Here is a 17,603-nt window from a genome sequence, read left to right as displayed (position 1 = left end):
CAACGCCGGCGCGCGAGCCATCGCGCCGGCCCCCTCATCGACGGGCATGTGGCTTGAAGCCGCCCGTGCTCGTCGATCCTTTCAAGAGAGGAACCAGAGAGGAACTTCCGCCTTATGACGTCCTATCTGATCTTTGTGCTGAAGCGGTTTGGTCAGTTTCTGCTCGTCGTCTTTCTCGGCGTGACGATCACCTTCTTCGTCACCCACCTGACCCCGATCGACCCGGTCGAAGAAAGCATAGGTGCGATCACCCAGATGGGTCAGTCGGATCCCAATGCGATCGAACTGATGCGCCAGTCGCTACGCGAGCTGTACGGAATGCAGGGCTCGATCTGGGAGCAATATCTGCATTTCTGGCTGCGGCTTGCGACCGGCGATCTCGGCCCCTCGCTCTCGGCCTTTCCGACCCCCGTCTCCACCATCATTCTGCGCTCCCTGCCCTGGACGATCGGGCTGATGACGGTGTCGACGCTGATCACCTTCGTGCTCGGCAATGCGATCGGCGCGCTTGCCGGCTATTACCGCAAGGACATGGTGCTGAAGGCCGTCAGTCTCGTCTTCATCGCGATGCTGCCCATTCCCTATTATATCCTCGCCTTCGTGCTTCTCATCGTCTTCGGCTTTATCTGGCCGGTGCTGCCGATCAATGGCGGCTATGAGATGAACGCCAATCTGGACCTCTCCTTTGCTCTCATCTTCGATATCCTCAAACACTCCATCCTGCCGGCCCTGTCGCTGATCCTTGTCGGCGCCGGCAGCTGGCTGATCGGCATGCGGGCATTGGTTTCCAACATCATCACCGACGACTATGTCGTCTTTGCCGAGCTCGGCGGCGTTCCCAAGGGAAAGATCCTGCGCTCCTACATCGCCCGCAATGCCATGGTGCCGCAATTCACCGGGCTTGCCATGTCGCTCGGCGCGATCTTCAACGGCACGGTCATCACGGAAATCGTCTTCGGCTATCCCGGCATCGGCAATCTGCTGATCGAAGCGGTGCATGCCGGCGACTACAGCCTGGTGCTCGGTCTCAGCGCGCTCTCGATCGTCGGCGTCGCCGCCGCCGTCTTCATCATCGACGTGCTGAGCCCGCTGATCGATCCGCGCATCAAGGTGGAATAGGCCATGTTTACCATCATCCGCGACCTCGCCCGCCAGAACATGGAATTCCTCTGCGGTCTGCTGCTCTTTGCCGTCATCGTCGGCTTCGTCATCTTGTCCTATTTCTCGCCCTATGGCGCGACCGACATCTATCTCCTGCCGCCCGATATGCCGCCGGATAGCGAATATTGGCTGGGCACCACCTCACGAGGCCAGGATGTATTCTGGCAGCTGACGACGGCGCTGCGCAACACGCTGTTTTTCGGCATCGGCGTCGCCTTTCTCTCGCGCATCATCTCGCTGGTTGTCGGGCTGGTGGCCGGTTATGCCGGCGGCACGGTCGACCGGGTGCTGATGGCGATCAACGACAGCGTCATGGTCATCCCGCAATTTCCGCTGCTGATCCTTTTCTATTTCGTGCTGAAGGACAACATGACCTGGGCCGTGCTGATCGTCATCATGGCCTCGCTCGGCTGGTCCTATGATGCTCGGCTGATCCGCTCCGTGGCGCTCGGCCTGAAGAGCCGACCATTCACCACCCAGAGCGTCTATTCCGGCATGACGATGCGCAAGATCCTCGTGGAGGAGCACCTGCCGTATGTGCTGCCGATCGTCTTCGCCACGACGATGAACAACATGATCTGGTCGATCGGCATGGAGATCACCCTGTCGGTGCTCGGCTTCACCGATATCGAGACGCCGACCATGGGCATGATGATCTACTGGGCCAATGCCCATTCGGCGCTGATATCAGGCATATGGTGGTGGGTGGCAGCCCCCGTCGCCGTCATCGTCATCCTCTTCCTGGCGCTCTTCCTGCTGTCGATGTCGATGAACGAATACAATGATCCGCGCAGCCGGCTGAATCGGATGGGAAGTTAGTATGGACCCTTTGGTCGAAATCCAGAATCTGAAGGCCTATTACCGCGCCTTCCTTTATGGCGTCGATCGCGAAGTGCGCGCCGTCGACGATATCAGCCTGACAATCGGCCGCGGTGAGGTCTATGGCGTTGCCGGTGAATCGAGCAGCGGCAAGACGACCCTGATCAAGACCATTGCCGGCGCGATCCGACCGCCGCTGAGGGTCGTATCGGGGAACGTGAAATTCCATTTCGCCGGCGGCACCCAGGACATTTACGCAATGAAGCCGGAAGAGCGCATGGCGCTGCGCTGGCGACATCTGTCCTACATCATGCAGGGTTCGATGAATGTGCTCAATCCGGTGCGCCGGATTCGTCACTCCTTCACCGATTTTGCCTTTCGCCACATGAAGGTCGACAGGCGTGTGTTTTTCGAAAGGGTCGCCACCCATCTGCAGCGGCTGAAGCTCGATCCGCAGCTGCTCGACGCCTATCCGCACGAACTCTCCGGCGGCATGCGTCAGCGCATGACCATTGCACTTGCCACGATCCTGACGCCGGAATTCATCATCGCCGACGAACCGACGACCGCGCTCGACGTGATCGTTCAGCGCGACGTCCTGTCGATGATCCGCGAGATCCAGCGCGACATGGGCTCGTCCTTCCTGTTCGTCACCCATGACATGGGGGTTCACGCGACGGTCTCCGACCGCATCGGCATCGTCTATGCCGGGCGTCTCGTCGAGGAAGCGCCGACCGCCAAACTCTTCAGCATGCCGCTCCACCCCTATACGCAGCACCTCGTCGGCAGCCTGCCGCGCATCGGCGATGCGACGACGCGGCCTTCGCTGGAGGGACGCCCGCCGAACCTTGCCATGCCGCCGGAAGGCTGCCGGTTTCACCCGCGCTGTCCCAAGCGGATGGAGATTTGCTCACAGAAGGTTCCGCCCCTGGTCACCGTCGAGCCGCAGCGGCGCGTGGCATGTTTTGCGGTTACGGGAGATCCGGTTTGAGTGCTCTGCTTAGCCTCTCGCATGTCACGAAAGTCTACCGGCAGGGCGGCATGCTTGGCCGGCGCCTGATCACGGCGGTCAAGGATGTCAGCTTCGAACTTGGAGAGGAGCCGGAGATCCTCTCGATCGTCGGCGAATCCGGCTCGGGAAAATCGACGGTCGCGGCGATGATCCTCGGCCAGACCGAACCGACGGAGGGCGAGCTTCAATTCGATGGCAAAACCGTCGCCATCCATAGCAGAGCCGAACGCAAGGCTTTCATGAAAGAGGTCCAGCCGGTTCTTCAAAACCCCTTCGAAGCCTTCAACCCGCTGAAGCGGGTCGACCGCTACCTCTTCGAGACCGCCCGCAATTTCTCCGCCTCCGGAAAACGGCCGGACCGGCAACAGGCGGAAAAAATGGCCGATGCCGCGCTCCATCATGTCGGCCTGACGCTGGAAGAGGTGAAGGGCCGCTTTCCCCACGAACTCTCCGGCGGCCAGCTGCAGCGCGTCGCCATCGCCCGCGCGCTCATCCCACAGCCCCGCCTGCTGGTGGCCGACGAACCGGTATCGATGGTCGACGCCTCGCTGCGCATGGCGATCGTCAACCTCTTCGGCCGCCTGAAAAGCGAACTCGGGCTTTCGATCATCTACATCACCCACGACCTCGCCACCGCCTATTATGTCAGCGACAACATCATCATCATGCGCAAGGGCGAAATCGTCGAGCGGGGACGAGCACGGACCGTGTTGGACAACCCGCAGCATCCATATTCAAGGGCGCTGAAGGATGCGGTTCTTGGCGCCGATTTCAGCCCGGCGACGTAAGTGCTGTGGGGAATAGGCCGCTCTATCGGACCTTGGCGAGTTTAGCGTTACCTTAAAGAAGCTGTGCCAGGATGAGCGCCTGTCATCCACGCCGGCAACCTGATGAAGTTTCGAAGAAATCTAGCTCGCTCTATCATGAGCCATACCAGCGCATTCGCGCCGGCAATTTTTGCAGCAACTATTGCTTTAATCGTTGTCTGGGTAGCAACGAACTGGCGACTGGAGAAATCACTTGCCGATGAACGCTCGATTGTCGCCGGCGAGCTTGCCACCATATCGTCTCGGCTTCAGACGAACCTCAATAGCAATGTAAAGCTATTGCAAGGGCTAGCGGCTGGTATCGCAGTCAATCCGACGATGGACCAAAGCGGATTTTCCAAACTTGCGGCCCAGATCATGCAGCCGGATTCACAATTGCGAAGCTTTGCCGCGGCGCCCGGTATGGTCGTCCGGTGGGTTTACCCGGAGAAAGGCAACGAAAAGGCCATCGGACTCGACTACCGAACGAATGAGAAGCAACGGGCTGCCGCGATGCTGGCGCGCAACACGCACAATATCGTTCTGACGGGACCGGTGGAACTGGTCCAAGGTGGAATTGCTTTTGTGGTCAGGTGCCCAATTTATATCAATGACGGCACGAGCCAGATTTTTTGGGGGCTGCTTTCTGGGATCGTGGACACACCAAGGCTTTACCAGGAAAGTGGCCTTGGTTCGACCGAGCTCGAGATTGCCATCAGCACCACGCCGGAGCCAAAGTCACCCGAGCAGGTTTTTTTCGGTAACCTGGGAACGTTTTCAAAAAAACCGGTCCAGACATCCGTCGATATGGTCTATGGCAGATGGACCCTCGCCGCGCGGCCAAAGCAAGGATGGGGTCAAAATAGCGGGATTGGGACTTTTGAGTTCTATGCGATCCTGTTGTCACTATGCGTCGTTGCGCCGATTGTCTGGGTCGGTTTTCTGACAAAATCCCGCCAAGGAACGATTGAAAAGCTTCGCCTTCACAAGAAAAAGCTCGTTCGAGCACAGCAAAGGCTGGAATACCTGTCATTGCATGATGCCCTGACCGGGCTTCCCAATCGCCGATTTGTCGACCGGATGATCGCGCAACCGCAAAGACCCAGCCCAGACAATTGTCTGATACTCATTCATATCGACCTCGATCGCTTCAAAGAGATCAATGACACGAAGGGGCATGCCGGAGGTGACACGGTCTTGCAGGCAACGGCTTTCCGCCTTGCCGATTTGGCTGGTCCAAACGACGTAGCGGCTCGGATCGGTGGAGATGAGTTCATCTTCGCCAGCTGGAGCACCAATCCCGAGCCGAAGGCCAACGAATTGGCGCAGCAAATCGTCGATACACTGGAGCAGACCCTTTTCATTGATGGTGCGGAGTGTCTGGTCGGCGCAAGCGTCGGCGTCGCGTGGGAAACTGATGCTGGTGACCGGGACCTCGGTCAATTGCTTCTCAATGCCGATCTGGCTCTCTATGAGGCGAAGAAGACGGGCCGCGGCCGAGCGGCCGTCTTTACGGAAGAGCTTCGCAGCGCCGCGATCCATTCGAAAGAATTGGCGGATGAATTCAATCATGCGCTCGATCGCGATGAACTGGTCGCGTTCTTCCAACCGCAGTTCAATGCAAACACGTTGGATATTGTCGGTGTCGAGACGCTTGCCCGCTGGGATCACCCTCGAAAAGGACTGCTTGCCCCGGACAAATTTCTTGATGTTGCGGAAAGGCTGGGGCGTACCGGCGACATGGACAGGCTGATCCTGCAAAAGGCCCTGTTCGAGCTGACAAGGTGGGACAGCCTGGGAATGCAAATCCCACGTGTCTCAGTCAACATGTCTGCGCGTCGACTGGCGCAGCCGAACCTGCTTGCCGAGCTGTCCGAGCTTCCGCTCGCGAGCGGTCGCCTGTGTTTCGAGCTGCTTGAAACAATCTCCTTCGACGAACTTCAACCCGTCCTCAATGAGATCATTCCAGCGGTCAAAGAGCTTGGCATCGAAATCGAGATCGATGATTTCGGCACCGGACATGCCAGCATCGTCAGTTTGCTTCGATTTGAGCCGCGAAGACTGAAGATCGATCGCGAAATCATCAAGCCGATTATCGCGTCTCCATCTCAGCGCCGTCTGGTCACCTCCATTATCGAAATCGGCCGATCGCAGAACATCGACATCGTTGCCGAGGGCGTGGAGACAATGGAACATGCGAAGATCCTGAAAGATCTCGGCTGCCATATCCTGCAAGGTTACGCCCTGGCGCGACCGATGTCCTCGGAGCAGTTGATTGAATTCTGCCGTATGAAGGACAAAGGCGTTGCAGAAGTAGGCCGATAGAGCAATTCCAGGCAAAGCACACCACGCCGGCTTCGTCGCCGCTTGGAATTTCGGCCGCAGGAAGACGGGCCGCTGCATCGGCAACCCGTCAGCACACCGACGGAGGTGAGGAATCCCGTCAGGACGGGATGTAAGCAGTCCCCTCGATCTCGATCAAAGCCTCATCTTCGACGAGGTCCTTGATGACGATCATGGACATGGCGGGAAAGTGCTTTCCGAACACACGACGATAGGCCGCACCGACTTCCTTTTGCTTGGCGAGGTATTCGGCCTTGTCCTTCACGAACCACGTGAGGCGGCCAATATCGGTGATTTCCCCTCCGGCCGCCTTGACGATCTCGGCGACATTAGACAGCGCCTGTTCCATCTGGCCGATGAAATCCTTGGCCTCAAACACCTTGTCCTTGGTCCAGCCGATCTGGCCGCCGATATGAAGTGTCCCATCGGCCATCAGCATGCCGTTCGCGTAACCCAGGGCTTGGGCCCACCCCTCGGGGTGAATGACTCTTGGTTTCACACGGGATCTTTCTTCATTATTTCCAAAACCATGGTCCCCTGCCGCACTCTTGATATCAGTGAAATTCATCAGGTGACCCTCGATCGAGCACTGTATTTGGGATCTCTCCAGAGCTCTTTAGAAATCACCTCTTCCAATATCCCAGCGGCGGCGAGAACGTCCTGAGCATCGAGATAGAGCGGCGTGAAGCCGAAGCGCATGATGTTCGGCGCACGGAAATCACCGATTACCCCACGGTCTATCAGCGCCTGCATGGCTTCGTAGCCATTGTCGAAGGCGAACGATACTTGGGAGCCTCTCTTTGCGGCATCACGCGGGGATGCCAGGGTCAGCTGGGGGCACCGTCTTTCGATCTCGGCGATGAACAGCTCCGAAAGTTCGATCGAGGCCTTCCTGACATCTGCCAGTTCGACGCCGTCCCACACATTCAGCGCCTCATCGAGCATAGAAAGCTGGACAATAGCGGGTGTTCCCACTCTCAGCCGTTCCGTGGACATGGCCGGCCTGTAATGAAGCTCCATGGCGAAGGGAGCATCATGGCCCATCCAACCCGCGAGCGCAGGCTCGATGTCCGCCACTATGTCGGGGCGGACATAGATGAATGCCGGTGCTCCGGGACCGCCGTTGAGATATTTGTACGTGCATCCGACTGCGAACTCCGTCCCGCAGCCTGCGAGATCCAGCGGAAGCGCCCCAGCACTATGGGCGAGATCCCAGATCATCACCGCCCCGGCTGCTTGCGCCCGGCGAGTGATCTCCGCCATGTCGTGCATGCGGCCCGTGCGATAGTCAACATGGGTCAGCAGCACGGCGGCGACCGTCTCATCGATGGTATCGGCGACCTGTTCCGGTTCGGGAGTACGGAGTTCGTAACCCGCGTCGATGGTCTGCAGCAGGCCCCGGACCATGTAGAGATCCGTCGGGAAATTGCCGCTATCGGACAGGACGACCTTCCGGCCGGGCCGCATCTTCAGCGCGGACGCCACGGCCTGATAGACCTTGATCGAAAGGGTGTCTCCCGTGATCACGGAACCCTCGGCAGCACCGATCAAGCGCGCGATCCGATCTCCCACCCGTTGCGGAAGAGACATCCATCCGGCGGAATTCCACGCGCGGATGAGCTGGCCGCCCCACTCGCGCCCGATGGTATCGGTCGCCCGGCCCACAACGCCCTTGGGAAGGCATCCCAGCGAGTTGCCATCCAGATAGATGGTGTCTTCAGGGATTTCGAATAGGTGCTTCAGAGGTAGGTTCGATACGCTCACGTTCACAGTTCTCCGCGCAGATGCCAGATTTCGGGAAAGAGTTCGACGCTCAGCATTTTCTGCAGATAGGCCACACCAGCCGTCCCGCCTGTCCCGCGCTTGAATCCGATGATCCGCTCGACCGTCGTGACGTGGTTGAAGCGCCATCGGCGGAAATAATCCTCCAGATCGACAAGTTTTTCCGCCAGTTCATAGAGCGTCCAATGGCGCTCGACGTCCTCGTACACGATCTTCCACCGGGCTTGCACCTCGGGGATTGGCGCGTGTGGCGTGCGTAGCTGGGGAGCCGGCACCTTGGCATCGGGTCCGTCGAGCTCGCGGTAGAGATACGCGATGACCTCGTCATAGAAGCTCGGCCGGTCGAGTTCTTCGGAAAGCATCCGGTGCACGTCAGGAACATGCTCATGCGGACCGAGCATGCTCGGGTTCCGGTTGCCGAGAATGTATTCGATCTGGCGGTACTGGTAGGACTGGAAACCTGAGGAGGCGCCAAGCGCTTCGCGGAACTTCGTGTAGTCCGCCGGCGTCATGGTCCTCAGCACGTCCCATGCATTGTTCAGCTGCTCGAATATCCTGGACACGCGCGCCAGCATCTTGAACATGTTCGGAGTGTCGCCCGCACGCAGTGCCTTCCGGGCACCGGCCATCTCGTGAATGGCGAGCTTCATCCAGAGTTCGCTGGCCTGATGCTGCACGATGAAAAGCATTTCATCGTGCGCGGAACTCAAAGGATGCTGCTGATTGAGAATTCCGTCGAGATGAAGATAGTCGCCATATGACATGGCGTCTGCAAACTTCATCTTGGCCCCGTCGCTGCCGGGATTGTAAACCTGATTGGACATCACGGGTTCCTCAGTTTGAAGCGCTGGATCTTTCCCGCCTCTGTCTTGGGAAGCGAGTCGGCAAAGACAACCGAACGAGGGTACTTGTAGGGAGCGATGACCGCCTTCACATGGTCCTGAAGCACCTTGATCATGAGGTCGCTCGGCTCGTTTCCGGGCCTCAGCACGACATGCGCTTTCACGATGTGGCCGCGCTCGTCGTCGGGAGTGCCCACGACCGCACATTCGGCAACCGCCGGGTGCGACAGCAAGGCCGCCTCGACTTCCGGGCCGGCGATGTTGTATCCGGACGAGATGATTATGTCGTCGTTGCGCGCGGCGAAATGGAAATAGCCGTCCTCGTCGCGGATGAAGGTGTCACCGGTGAGGTTCCACCCGTCCTGCACATATTCGCTTTGTCTCTCTCCGCGCAAATATCTGCAACCGATGGGGCCGCGCACGGCGAGCCGGCCGGGCGACCCCACCGGCGCTTCTTCGCCATCAGGGCCGACGATCTTCACCTCGTATCCGGATACGGGTTTGCCGGTGCACGCCGGCCTGTGGTCGTCGAAACGGTTGCTGATGAAGATATGCAGCATCTCCGTCGCGCCGATGCCATCAAGCATCGGCTTGCCCGTCTTCGTCATCCATTCCTCGTAAATCGGCCCCGGCAGCGTCTCACCCGCGGAGACTGCTGCACGCAACGACGAGAGATCCGCGCCGCCGTCCATTGCCCGCATCATCGCGCGGTATGCGGTCGGCGCCGTGAAGCAAACGGTCGCCCTGTATTTCTGGATGATCTCGATGATGTTAGGCGGCGAGGCGGTCTCGAGCAGCGTCGCCGCCGCACCGAATCTGAGGGGGAATACGGCAAGACCGCCGAGTCCGAACGTGAACGCGAGTGGCGGCGAGCCTACGAAGATGTCTTCGGGCACGACACCCAAGACTTCTTTGGCATATCCGTCCGCGATGATCAGGAGGTCGCGGTGGAAATGCATGGTCGCCTTGGGGTCGCCCGTCGATCCGGACGTGAAGCCAATGAGCGCGACGTCATCCTGCGAGGTCGCTACCGCCTCGAATGTCACGGGCTTCTCGAGTGCCAGGCGGTCGAGTTCGGCGTCGTGGTTCGACGTGCCGTCGAAGCCGACCACCGTCTTGAGATAAATGCTGTCCTTCGCGCAGGCTGCGAGCTCTTCCATGAGCCGTGTATCGCAGAGAGCGTGGGTGACTTCAGCCTTCTCGACGTATTTCTTGAGTTCGCCCGCTCTCAGCATGGGCATGGTGTTGATCACGACGGCGCCGACCTTGGTCGCAGCCAGCCAGCACGCCACCATGGCGGGGTTGTTCGCCGAGCGGATCAACACCCGGTTGCCGGGCTTCACTCCGAGATCCTCGACGAGGACATGCGCAAGCCTGTTGCTCCAGTCCGTGAGTTCCTTATACGTCCGGCGGCGGCCATTTCCGATCAAAGCCGTGTGGTCGCCGAAACCTTTCGCCACCATGGCATCGGTGAGTTCCACAGCCACGTTGACCTGGTCGGGATATTCGAACCCGTTAAGCAGCAGATCCGGCCAGGTTCCAGGCGGCGGAAGGTTTTCGCGGGCGAAACTGTCGTGATGCGCGGATGGTCTCAGCATAATCTCTTCCCCTCCATAATTCGGCGGTGCGACAAGTTGGCCGCCTTCAATCCGCCTCGTCCTGCTCCTCGAGCTTCTCGGTCAGGTGATCCAGACGAAGGATCATTCCGTCGACGTCATCTTCGTTAAGCCTGCCGAATATCTCGTCGATCCACGCCTGATGGGCTTCCGCGTTCCTGGCGAATTCCGTTTGTCCTTTTGGAGTCAGCCGGATGATCTGGGAGCGCCGGTCGCCCGGCGGCGTGATGCGCAGCACCAGCCCTTCCTCGTTCAGCTTGTCCACGATCCCGGTGATGTTGCCATTCGAGACCCGCAACAGTTTCGAGATCTCGTTCATCTTCATGCCCTCGACCGACCGGGAGAGCGCCGACATCACGTCGAATCGGGGCAACGTGGAAGCGAATTCGGCGCGAAGCCGCCGCCGGACTTCATCCTCGACGTAGCGGGTGGCCTTCAATAGCCGCAGCCAGAGCCTCAACCGCTTCTTGGAGAGCGGCTGGAGATCTGGAGCTATTTTCGTCTGGGGTGTCATGTTTCGCCTCCGGATAGTGCCAGTGCATGACCGTTCACTGAAGTCGCCGCCTCGGAGCAGAGCCAGAGGGCCGTCTGGGCGACTTCGACCGGCTGCACGAATCGGTTCTGGGGATTAACGGCCGCCAATGACTGGAGCGCCTTTTCGCGGGACATGCCAGTCTTCGCCATAATATGCTCCACAGAGCGCTCGAGCATCGGGGTATCGACAAAGCCGGGGCAGATGGCATTGACGGTGATGCCCGAGGTCGCCAGTTCCTGCGCGAGTGCCCTCGTAAGACCGATAACGGCGTGCTTGGCCGCACAGTAGGCGGAAACGTAGCTGTAGCCCTTGAGCCCGGCGGTCGACGCGATGGCGATCATCCGTCCCCATCCCGCCTTCTTCATATCGGGCAAGGCAGCCTGCCAGACGTTCACGACGCCGATGAGATTGACGTCGATCATGGACCTGAAGGCATCGACACCGGTGCGCTGGAACGGAGCGCTTTCCGCCGCCCCGGCGCTGGCCACGACCCCGGTGATGGGCCCGCTTCTCGTCCGGGCGATGTCGAACGCTTCAGCTACGGCAACGGAATCGGTCACATCGCAGATCTGGTAGGGAAGCGATTGCGCCCTGAGTTGCGCCTCTCGCCTGCCGATGATCGTGACGGACGCTCCGGCAAGCGCGAGCACCTTGGCGGTTTCCGCTCCCACTCCGCTGCCGCCACCTGTGACGACGATATGTTTGCCCCAAAGAGTCATACTTTGCCGACAGCCTCCGCTCCGCGATTTGCCAACTGCCAAGCCTGGTTGCGTCCGCCGATATAGGGATCCGGCCAGTCCGCGTGCCTGTCGCCGATCGCGGAGGCAACATGCAGCGTCCAATAGGGGTCTGCCAGATGCGGACGGCCGATGGCGACGAGGTCTGCACGCCCGGCCATCAGGATGGAGTTCACGTGGTCTGCTTCGTAGATGTTGCCCGCCGTAATCGTCTTCACACCAGCATCATTGCGGATGCGGTCGGAGAATGGAGTCTGGAACATGCGGCCGTAGACAGGCTTCTCGTCCTTGGTGACCTGGCCGGACGAGACATTGATCAGGTCGGCACCCGCATTCGAAAACGCTTTCGCGATCTCGACGGCTTCGGACGGCGTGATCCCGTCGTCGCCCACCCAGTCATTGGCCGAGATGCGCACTGACATCGGCTTGTGGGCGGGCCATAGCTCGCGCATCGCGTGGAAGACTTCCAGGGGGAACCGCATCCGGTTCTCGAAGCTGCCACCATATTCGTCGCTCCGGATGTTGGTCACGGGCGAAATAAACGACGAGATCAAATAGCCGTGCGCGGCATGCAATTCGATCATGTCGAACCCGGCGCGGTCGGCCATCTTCACCGCTTCGACGAACTGGCTTTTCACTTCGTCCATCTCCTCGCGTGAGAGTTCACGGGGAGTCTGATTGATTGATGAAAGCGGAATCGGCGACGCCGACACCAGTTCCCAATTGCCGCTTTCCAGCGGCGTATCGATGCCCTTCCAACTGATGTTGGTGGAGCCCTTGCGTCCGGAATGCCCGATCTGACAGCAGATCTTCGCCGACGTCTGCGTGTGCACGAAGTTGGTCAGCCGCGTCCATGCGGCCTCATGTTCCGGTGCGTAGAGCCCAGGACAGCCGGGCGTGATCCGACCGGAGGGCGAAACGCATGTCATCTCGGTGAAGACAAGACCCGCGCCGCCCTTGGCGCGCTCGGAATAATGCACGAAGTGCCAATCGTTCGGGCAGCCATCCACCGCCTTGTATTGGGCCATGGGCGAGACCACGACACGGTTTTTCAATTCCATATCGCGCACCTTGAACGGTGCGAACATCGGCGCACGCACGGGTAAGGCGGGCAACTGCCCGGCACTCTCCTGGAACCAGCGCTCTGCGGTCGACAACCATTTGGCGTCGCGCATCCTCAGATTCTCGTGACTGATGCGCTGGGAACGTGTCAGCAGTGAATAGGTGAACTGCAGCGGCTCCATGCCGAGATAGCGCTCAACCTCCTCGAACCACTGCAGGCTATTCCTGGCGGCCGACTGGAGGCGGAGGACTTCCACCCGCCTCTCCTCCTGATAGCGCCGGAACGCCTCCTCGAGCGTTGGTTCGGAGTGGAGATAGTCCGCAAGCGCGATGGCACTGTCGAAGGCAAGACGGGTGCCGGACCCGATCGAGAAATGCGCGGTGGCGGATGCGTCACCCAGCAGCACCACGTTCTTGTAGTGCCAATTCTCGCAGAGCACGCGCGGGAAATTGATCCAGACAGCCGACCCGCGGAGATGAGCCGCGTTGGACATGAGTTCATGGCCGCCGAGATGTGCGGCGAAGACCTCTTCGCAGGTCGCGATGATCTCCTCCTTGGACATCCCCTCGAAACCGAAACTCGTCCAGGTTTCAGGGGAGCATTCGACGATGAACGTCGCCGTGTTCGCGTCGAACTGGTAGACATGCGCCCAGATCCAGCCGTGGTCCGTCTTCTCGAAGATGAAGGTGAAGGCATCGTCGAACTTCTGACGAGTGCCAAGCCAGATGAACTTGCAAGGCCTCACGTCAATCTGCGGATTGAAGTGTTCGGCATATTCCGAGCGGATTCGGGAGTTCAGTCCGTCCGCAGCGACGACGAGGTCGTAGTCCTTGCGGAGCTCCTCCGCGCCGCTGAACTCCGCTTCGAACCGCAGGTCGACCCCGAGTTCACGCGCCCGCTGCTGCAGCAGGATGAGCATCTGCTTGCGCCCGATCCCCGCAAAGCCATGGCCGCCCGAGACGGTGCGCACTCCATTATGGATCACGGCGACGTCGTCCCAATAGGCGAAGTGGTCCCGGATGGACTGCGCGCTGACCGGATCATTCTTATGCAACCTGGATAGCGCGTCGTCCGAAAGCACGACGCCCCAGCCGAATGTGTCGTTAGCCTTGTTGCGCTCGAACACCACGACCTCATGCGAGGGATCGCGCAGCTTCATCGATATCGCGAAATAGAGACCGGCGGGACCTCCGCCCAAGCACGCAATCCGCATTCGTTCACTCCCTAAGTGCCGGCATCGAATGCCCCGACATTTCCATCGCAACATAACTGAGGATCCCAGATACTTCAAGCTTGAAATATTCAATCTTATATTTTATAGGTATAAACATTATCGACCTAGGCATCGGGTTTCTCATGCGCTGGAAGCGCCGGGAGCCAGAGCGCGGTCCGCACAAAGGGAGGCGTCGAAGGATGGAAGTTCACGGCATCGACTGGGAGGATGCGTTTGCCAACGCCGCCTATATCGATAGCGGGATGGATTATCCCGATCGCTGGGAGCGTGACGCCGAAGCATTCAGATTGAAAGCGAACGCTGAACTGGACCTCCCTTACGGCGCGGCCCCGCGCGAGAGGTTCGACCTTTTTCGTCCCGCGTCCGAGCCCAGGGGCCTGGCCGTGTTCGTGCATGGCGGATATTGGTTGAGCTTCGACCAGTCCAGCTGGTCCCATCTCGCAGAAGGCGCCCTGTCGTCGGGCTGGGCAGTCGCTCTACCGACCTACACCCTTGCGCCGGAAGCCAGAATTCACGAGATCACGCGCTCGATCGGTCGAGCCGTTACAGCAGCAGCGAAGCTGGTCCCGGGACCGATAAGACTGGCGGGACATTCCGCCGGAGGTCACCTCGTCAGCCGCATGGTTTGCGATGATACGCCGCTCGACGAGGCTACCGCCGATAGGATCACCCGCGTGGTGAGCATAAGCGGTCTTCACGACCTCCGACCGCTTCAGCTTCATTCGATGAACGCCCAGCTGAAGCTCGATGAACAGGAGGCAACCTCGGAAAGCGCGGCACTCCGATCTCCCCGCCCCAACACCGAGCTCGTTGCCTGGGTGGGCGCTCGCGAACGGCCGGAGTTCCTGCGGCAGTCAGCGCTCATTGCCGAGGCGTGGAGACGGAAGGGCTCGCGCGCCGACCTCGTCGCCGATCCCGGCCGTCATCATTTCGACGTCATCGAAGGTCTGGCGGACCCCAACCACCCGCTGACGCGAGCCTACATAGGGCCTTGAGCGACAGGCCTTTCAGCCAGAAAATCAACAGGAGGGCGCCATGCCATTCACAATTTCAAAGCCCATGCGCTTCGGCGACTGCGACCTGACCGGGATCGCCTACCATCCCGCCTATCTTTCCATGCTCGTCGACGTCAACGAGGCGATGTTCGCGTCCTTCGGCATCACGTGGAAGGAGATCATGTTTGAGCGAAAGATGGGCCTGCCCACCGTGTCGCTCGACCTCCGCTTCTTCAAGCCTGCCATGTATGGCGACGTGCTGGATTTCACCGTGAACGTACGCGCGATCGGCCGCTCCTCTCTGGACCTCGAAACGGAAGTGCACGTTCGCGGCGACACCATATGGACGGTGAAACAGCGGATCGTGCTCACGTCCACCGAAGACCACAAGTCACGGCCATGGCCGGACGACCTGCGGACCGGCCTCACCCGCTATCTCACCGCTAAAGAAACCGGAACGGCGGAAACCACCAAACCCAAGGAGCACAAGAATGTCGCATGATCTGAGACCCGTCGTGACCCGCAAGGGCGATGAAGACAAGAACACACTTCAATCAGGGGGATGCATTCGCATCAGCGGCGTGGGGCCGCAGCACACGCCGGCAACGAAAATATGGTTTGGCAAAGTCAGCAACGAGCCGGGCTACCGCTCCTACCCCCATCACCACGGCGAGGCGGAGACCGGCGGTTATGTCCTCAAAGGCAAGGCACGCATCTACTTCGGGAAAGACTGGCAGGAATATCTCGACATGGAGGAAGGCGATTTCATCTTCGTGCCGCCGAATTGGCCCCATATCGAGGTAAACATGTCCACGACCGAGGAGCTGGTATGGCTCACCACCAGGACGCCGGACAATATCGTCATCAACCTTCCGGATGTCGATGATTCCGTTCTCGCTGGATTTAGGCGCGCACAATGAAGCTGCTTCGATACGGACAACCGGGCAGCGAGAAGCCCGGACTCGTCGATGATCGGGGAACCGTGCGCGACCTATCCGGCGCGATTTCCGATCTCGATGGATCGGCACTGTCTGACAAGGCGATCGAACGCCTCAGGCAGATCGATCCGGCGACTTTACCCGCGGTGACACCAGACAGGGTCGGACCCTGTGTCGGAAGGGTCGGAAAATTCATCTGTGTCGGCCTCAACTACATCGACCATGCGCGTGAGACCGGGAAGGAGCCCCCCGCAGAGCCGATACTGTTCATGAAAGCGACCAGCGCGATCGTCGGCCCTAACGACGATATCGAGATTCCAAGGTCGTCGAACAAGGCTGACTGGGAAGTGGAACTCGGCGTGGTCATCGGCAAGCGCGCCAAGTATGTCGAGACATCAGACGCACTGTCCCACGTCGCGGGCTATTGCGTCGTCAACGATGTCTCCGAACGCGCTTTCCAATCCGAACGGGGCGGACAATGGACAAAGGGCAAGAGCCACGACACATTCGGCCCGCTCGGTCCCTGGCTTGTCACGCGAGACGAAGTGACCAATCCACAGGCTTTAGAGCTTTGGCTCGATGTCGACGGTGTGAGACAGCAGACCGGAGCCACGTCGAACATGATCTTCGATGTCGCATTCCTCGTCAGCTACATCAGCCAGTTCATGACGCTTGAGCCAGGCGACGTCATCGCGACGGGCACGCCTCCAGGCGTAGGCATGGGGATCAAGCCGGCACCCGTTTTCCTGAAGCCGGGTCAGACGATTGCGCTCGGCATATCAGGCCTGGGCTGCCAGAAATCCAGAACGGTGGAAGCGAGGAACTGACGATGGCGGACTTGAGCGGCAAACTCGCGCTCGTAACCGGAGGAGCGCGCGGACAAGGGGAGGCTGAAAGCCGTCTCCTTGCGGAAAAAGGGGCAGCGGTCATCGTGGCCGACGTCCTCGAGAAGGAAGGCCGTGAGCTCGTCGACAGCCTCCAGAAGTCGGGGTTGGATGCGACGTTCATTGCGCTTGATGTCACGTCGGAGGCCAATTGGGCGGCGGCGGTCGGCCTGGCCCGAGAATGGAAGGGGCGGTTGGATATTCTGGTCAACAACGCCGGCATCATCAACCGCACCACCGTCGCCAGCACCCCCCTCGACAAATGGGAAGCGGTGCTGAGGGTCAATCTGACCGGGGCGTTTCTCGGAATTCAGGCCGTGGCCCCCCTCATGGCAGAGGGTGGCGGCGGATCGATTGTGAACATCTCTTCGAACAGTGCATTTTCGGGGCACTATGATCCCGCATACACCGCCAGCAAATGGGGCCTCCGTGGCCTGACGCGGAGCGCGGCCATGGAGCTGGTCGGCAACGGAATCCGCGTGAACACAATCTGCCCGGGGCTGGTCGTCACCGGCCTCAACGCGAACAGCCCCCATCTTCAGCCCATGATCGAGATGACGCCGATGCGTCGAAGCGGAAAGCCGGAGGAGATCGCCGCGCTGGTGCTGTTTCTTGCCTCGGACGAGTCAGGTTTCATCACCGGTGAGGATTTCGTGATCGACGGAGGTTTCACTGCAGGAGCGGCTTACCGACAGGTGGCGGTGAAGACTGGCATTATCGAAGGGTGATGGAGAGGAATGTAGCGAGAAGGGCGGAAGGGCCGATGCGCCAGAGCCCTTCCGGCTAGATTGAAACATTCTGCCGGAGCAGGTTTTCGTCAGGGCAAAGGCGGTTGG

17 protein-coding genes are annotated in these 17,603 nt (G+C 59.8%); 10 read left to right on the top strand and 7 right to left on the bottom strand.

All coding sequences use genetic code 11. The annotated features are described in order from the left end of the window. Positions 1–114 precede the first annotated feature (114 nt). From EFQ99_RS02680 to EFQ99_RS02660, 5 genes are all read left to right on the top strand, one after another. Positions 115–1,119, top strand: a complete 1,005-nt coding sequence (locus tag EFQ99_RS02680; protein WP_126919109.1) for an ABC transporter permease — start codon at positions 115–117, stop codon at positions 1,117–1,119. A gap of 3 nt (positions 1,120–1,122) precedes the next feature. Further along, a complete protein-coding gene (locus EFQ99_RS02675) occupies positions 1,123–1,980 on the top strand; it encodes an ABC transporter permease (protein WP_126919108.1) in 858 nt (285 codons plus the stop codon). 1 nt (position 1,981) lies between these two features. Further along, positions 1,982–2,971 (top strand): ABC transporter ATP-binding protein, encoded by a 990-nt coding sequence (locus tag EFQ99_RS02670; protein ID WP_126919107.1) that lies wholly within the window; start codon positions 1,982–1,984, stop codon positions 2,969–2,971. Beyond that, complete coding sequence (locus EFQ99_RS02665) at positions 2,968–3,780, top strand: ABC transporter ATP-binding protein (RefSeq protein ID WP_126919106.1); 813 nt, start codon at positions 2,968–2,970, stop codon at positions 3,778–3,780. The genes EFQ99_RS02670 and EFQ99_RS02665 overlap by 4 nt, the downstream gene beginning before the upstream one ends. Positions 3,781–3,882: 102 nt before the next feature. Continuing rightward, on the top strand, positions 3,883–6,123 hold the full coding sequence (locus EFQ99_RS02660) for a bifunctional diguanylate cyclase/phosphodiesterase (protein ID WP_126919105.1): 2,241 nt from the start codon (positions 3,883–3,885) through the stop codon (positions 6,121–6,123). 118 nt (positions 6,124–6,241) lie between these two features. Here EFQ99_RS02660 and EFQ99_RS02655 read toward each other — a convergent pair whose 3' ends face one another. Genes EFQ99_RS02655 through EFQ99_RS02625 form a run of 7 tightly spaced genes read right to left on the bottom strand, consistent with a single transcriptional unit; the run spans position 6,242 to position 13,929 of the window. Beyond that, positions 6,242–6,709 carry a RidA family protein gene (locus tag EFQ99_RS02655; protein ID WP_208722712.1) on the bottom strand — a complete coding sequence of 156 codons (468 nt, stop codon included), beginning with the start codon at positions 6,707–6,709 and terminating at the stop codon, positions 6,242–6,244. After that, the gene (gene kynU, locus EFQ99_RS02650; protein ID WP_126919104.1) at positions 6,709–7,905 is read right to left on the bottom strand and encodes a kynureninase; all 1,197 of its coding nucleotides are present in this window, start codon (positions 7,903–7,905) and stop codon (positions 6,709–6,711) included. Before kynU ends, EFQ99_RS02655 begins: the two co-directional genes overlap by 1 nt. A 2-nt stretch (positions 7,906–7,907) precedes the next feature. Continuing rightward, on the bottom strand, positions 7,908–8,747 hold the full coding sequence (locus EFQ99_RS02645; protein ID WP_126919103.1) for a tryptophan 2,3-dioxygenase: 840 nt from the start codon (positions 8,745–8,747) through the stop codon (positions 7,908–7,910). Beyond that, positions 8,747–10,363, bottom strand: a complete 1,617-nt coding sequence (locus EFQ99_RS02640; protein ID WP_126919102.1) for an AMP-binding protein — start codon at positions 10,361–10,363, stop codon at positions 8,747–8,749. Before EFQ99_RS02640 ends, EFQ99_RS02645 begins: the two co-directional genes overlap by 1 nt. A gap of 46 nt (positions 10,364–10,409) precedes the next feature. Further along, positions 10,410–10,895 carry a MarR family winged helix-turn-helix transcriptional regulator gene (locus tag EFQ99_RS02635; protein ID WP_126919101.1) on the bottom strand — a complete coding sequence of 162 codons (486 nt, stop codon included), beginning with the start codon at positions 10,893–10,895 and terminating at the stop codon, positions 10,410–10,412. After that, positions 10,892–11,635: an SDR family NAD(P)-dependent oxidoreductase gene (locus EFQ99_RS02630; protein ID WP_126919100.1), complete on the bottom strand. Its 744-nt coding sequence runs from the start codon at positions 11,633–11,635 to the stop codon at positions 10,892–10,894. The genes EFQ99_RS02635 and EFQ99_RS02630 overlap by 4 nt, the downstream gene beginning before the upstream one ends. Further along, positions 11,632–13,929: a bifunctional salicylyl-CoA 5-hydroxylase/oxidoreductase gene (locus EFQ99_RS02625; protein WP_126919099.1), complete on the bottom strand. Its 2,298-nt coding sequence runs from the start codon at positions 13,927–13,929 to the stop codon at positions 11,632–11,634. Before EFQ99_RS02625 ends, EFQ99_RS02630 begins: the two co-directional genes overlap by 4 nt. A gap of 200 nt (positions 13,930–14,129) precedes the next feature. Here EFQ99_RS02625 and EFQ99_RS02620 point away from each other — a divergent pair, with 200 nt between their 5' ends. Genes EFQ99_RS02620 through EFQ99_RS02600 form a run of 5 tightly spaced genes read left to right on the top strand, consistent with a single transcriptional unit; the run spans position 14,130 to position 17,495 of the window. Beyond that, a complete protein-coding gene (locus EFQ99_RS02620) occupies positions 14,130–14,945 on the top strand; it encodes an alpha/beta hydrolase (RefSeq protein WP_126919098.1) in 816 nt (271 codons plus the stop codon). Between the two features lie 40 nt (positions 14,946–14,985). Beyond that, positions 14,986–15,447: an acyl-CoA thioesterase gene (locus tag EFQ99_RS02615; protein WP_126919097.1), complete on the top strand. Its 462-nt coding sequence runs from the start codon at positions 14,986–14,988 to the stop codon at positions 15,445–15,447. Beyond that, positions 15,437–15,865, top strand: coding sequence for a cupin domain-containing protein (locus EFQ99_RS02610; RefSeq protein WP_126919096.1), 429 nt, complete (start codon positions 15,437–15,439; stop codon positions 15,863–15,865). The genes EFQ99_RS02615 and EFQ99_RS02610 overlap by 11 nt, the downstream gene beginning before the upstream one ends. Beyond that, on the top strand, positions 15,862–16,710 hold the full coding sequence (locus EFQ99_RS02605) for a fumarylacetoacetate hydrolase family protein (protein ID WP_126919095.1): 849 nt from the start codon (positions 15,862–15,864) through the stop codon (positions 16,708–16,710). The genes EFQ99_RS02610 and EFQ99_RS02605 overlap by 4 nt, the downstream gene beginning before the upstream one ends. Positions 16,711–16,712: 2 nt before the next feature. After that, a complete protein-coding gene (locus EFQ99_RS02600) occupies positions 16,713–17,495 on the top strand; it encodes an SDR family NAD(P)-dependent oxidoreductase (RefSeq protein WP_126919094.1) in 783 nt (260 codons plus the stop codon). Positions 17,496–17,603: the final 108 nt, after the last annotated feature.

The sequence above is a fragment of the Rhizobium vallis genome (genome assembly GCF_003985155.1).
GTDB classification, from domain to species: domain Bacteria; phylum Pseudomonadota; class Alphaproteobacteria; order Rhizobiales; family Rhizobiaceae; genus Rhizobium; species Rhizobium vallis.
Note: the sequence above shows the minus strand (reverse complement) of the source record. Positions and strands in the feature narration are given on the sequence as shown.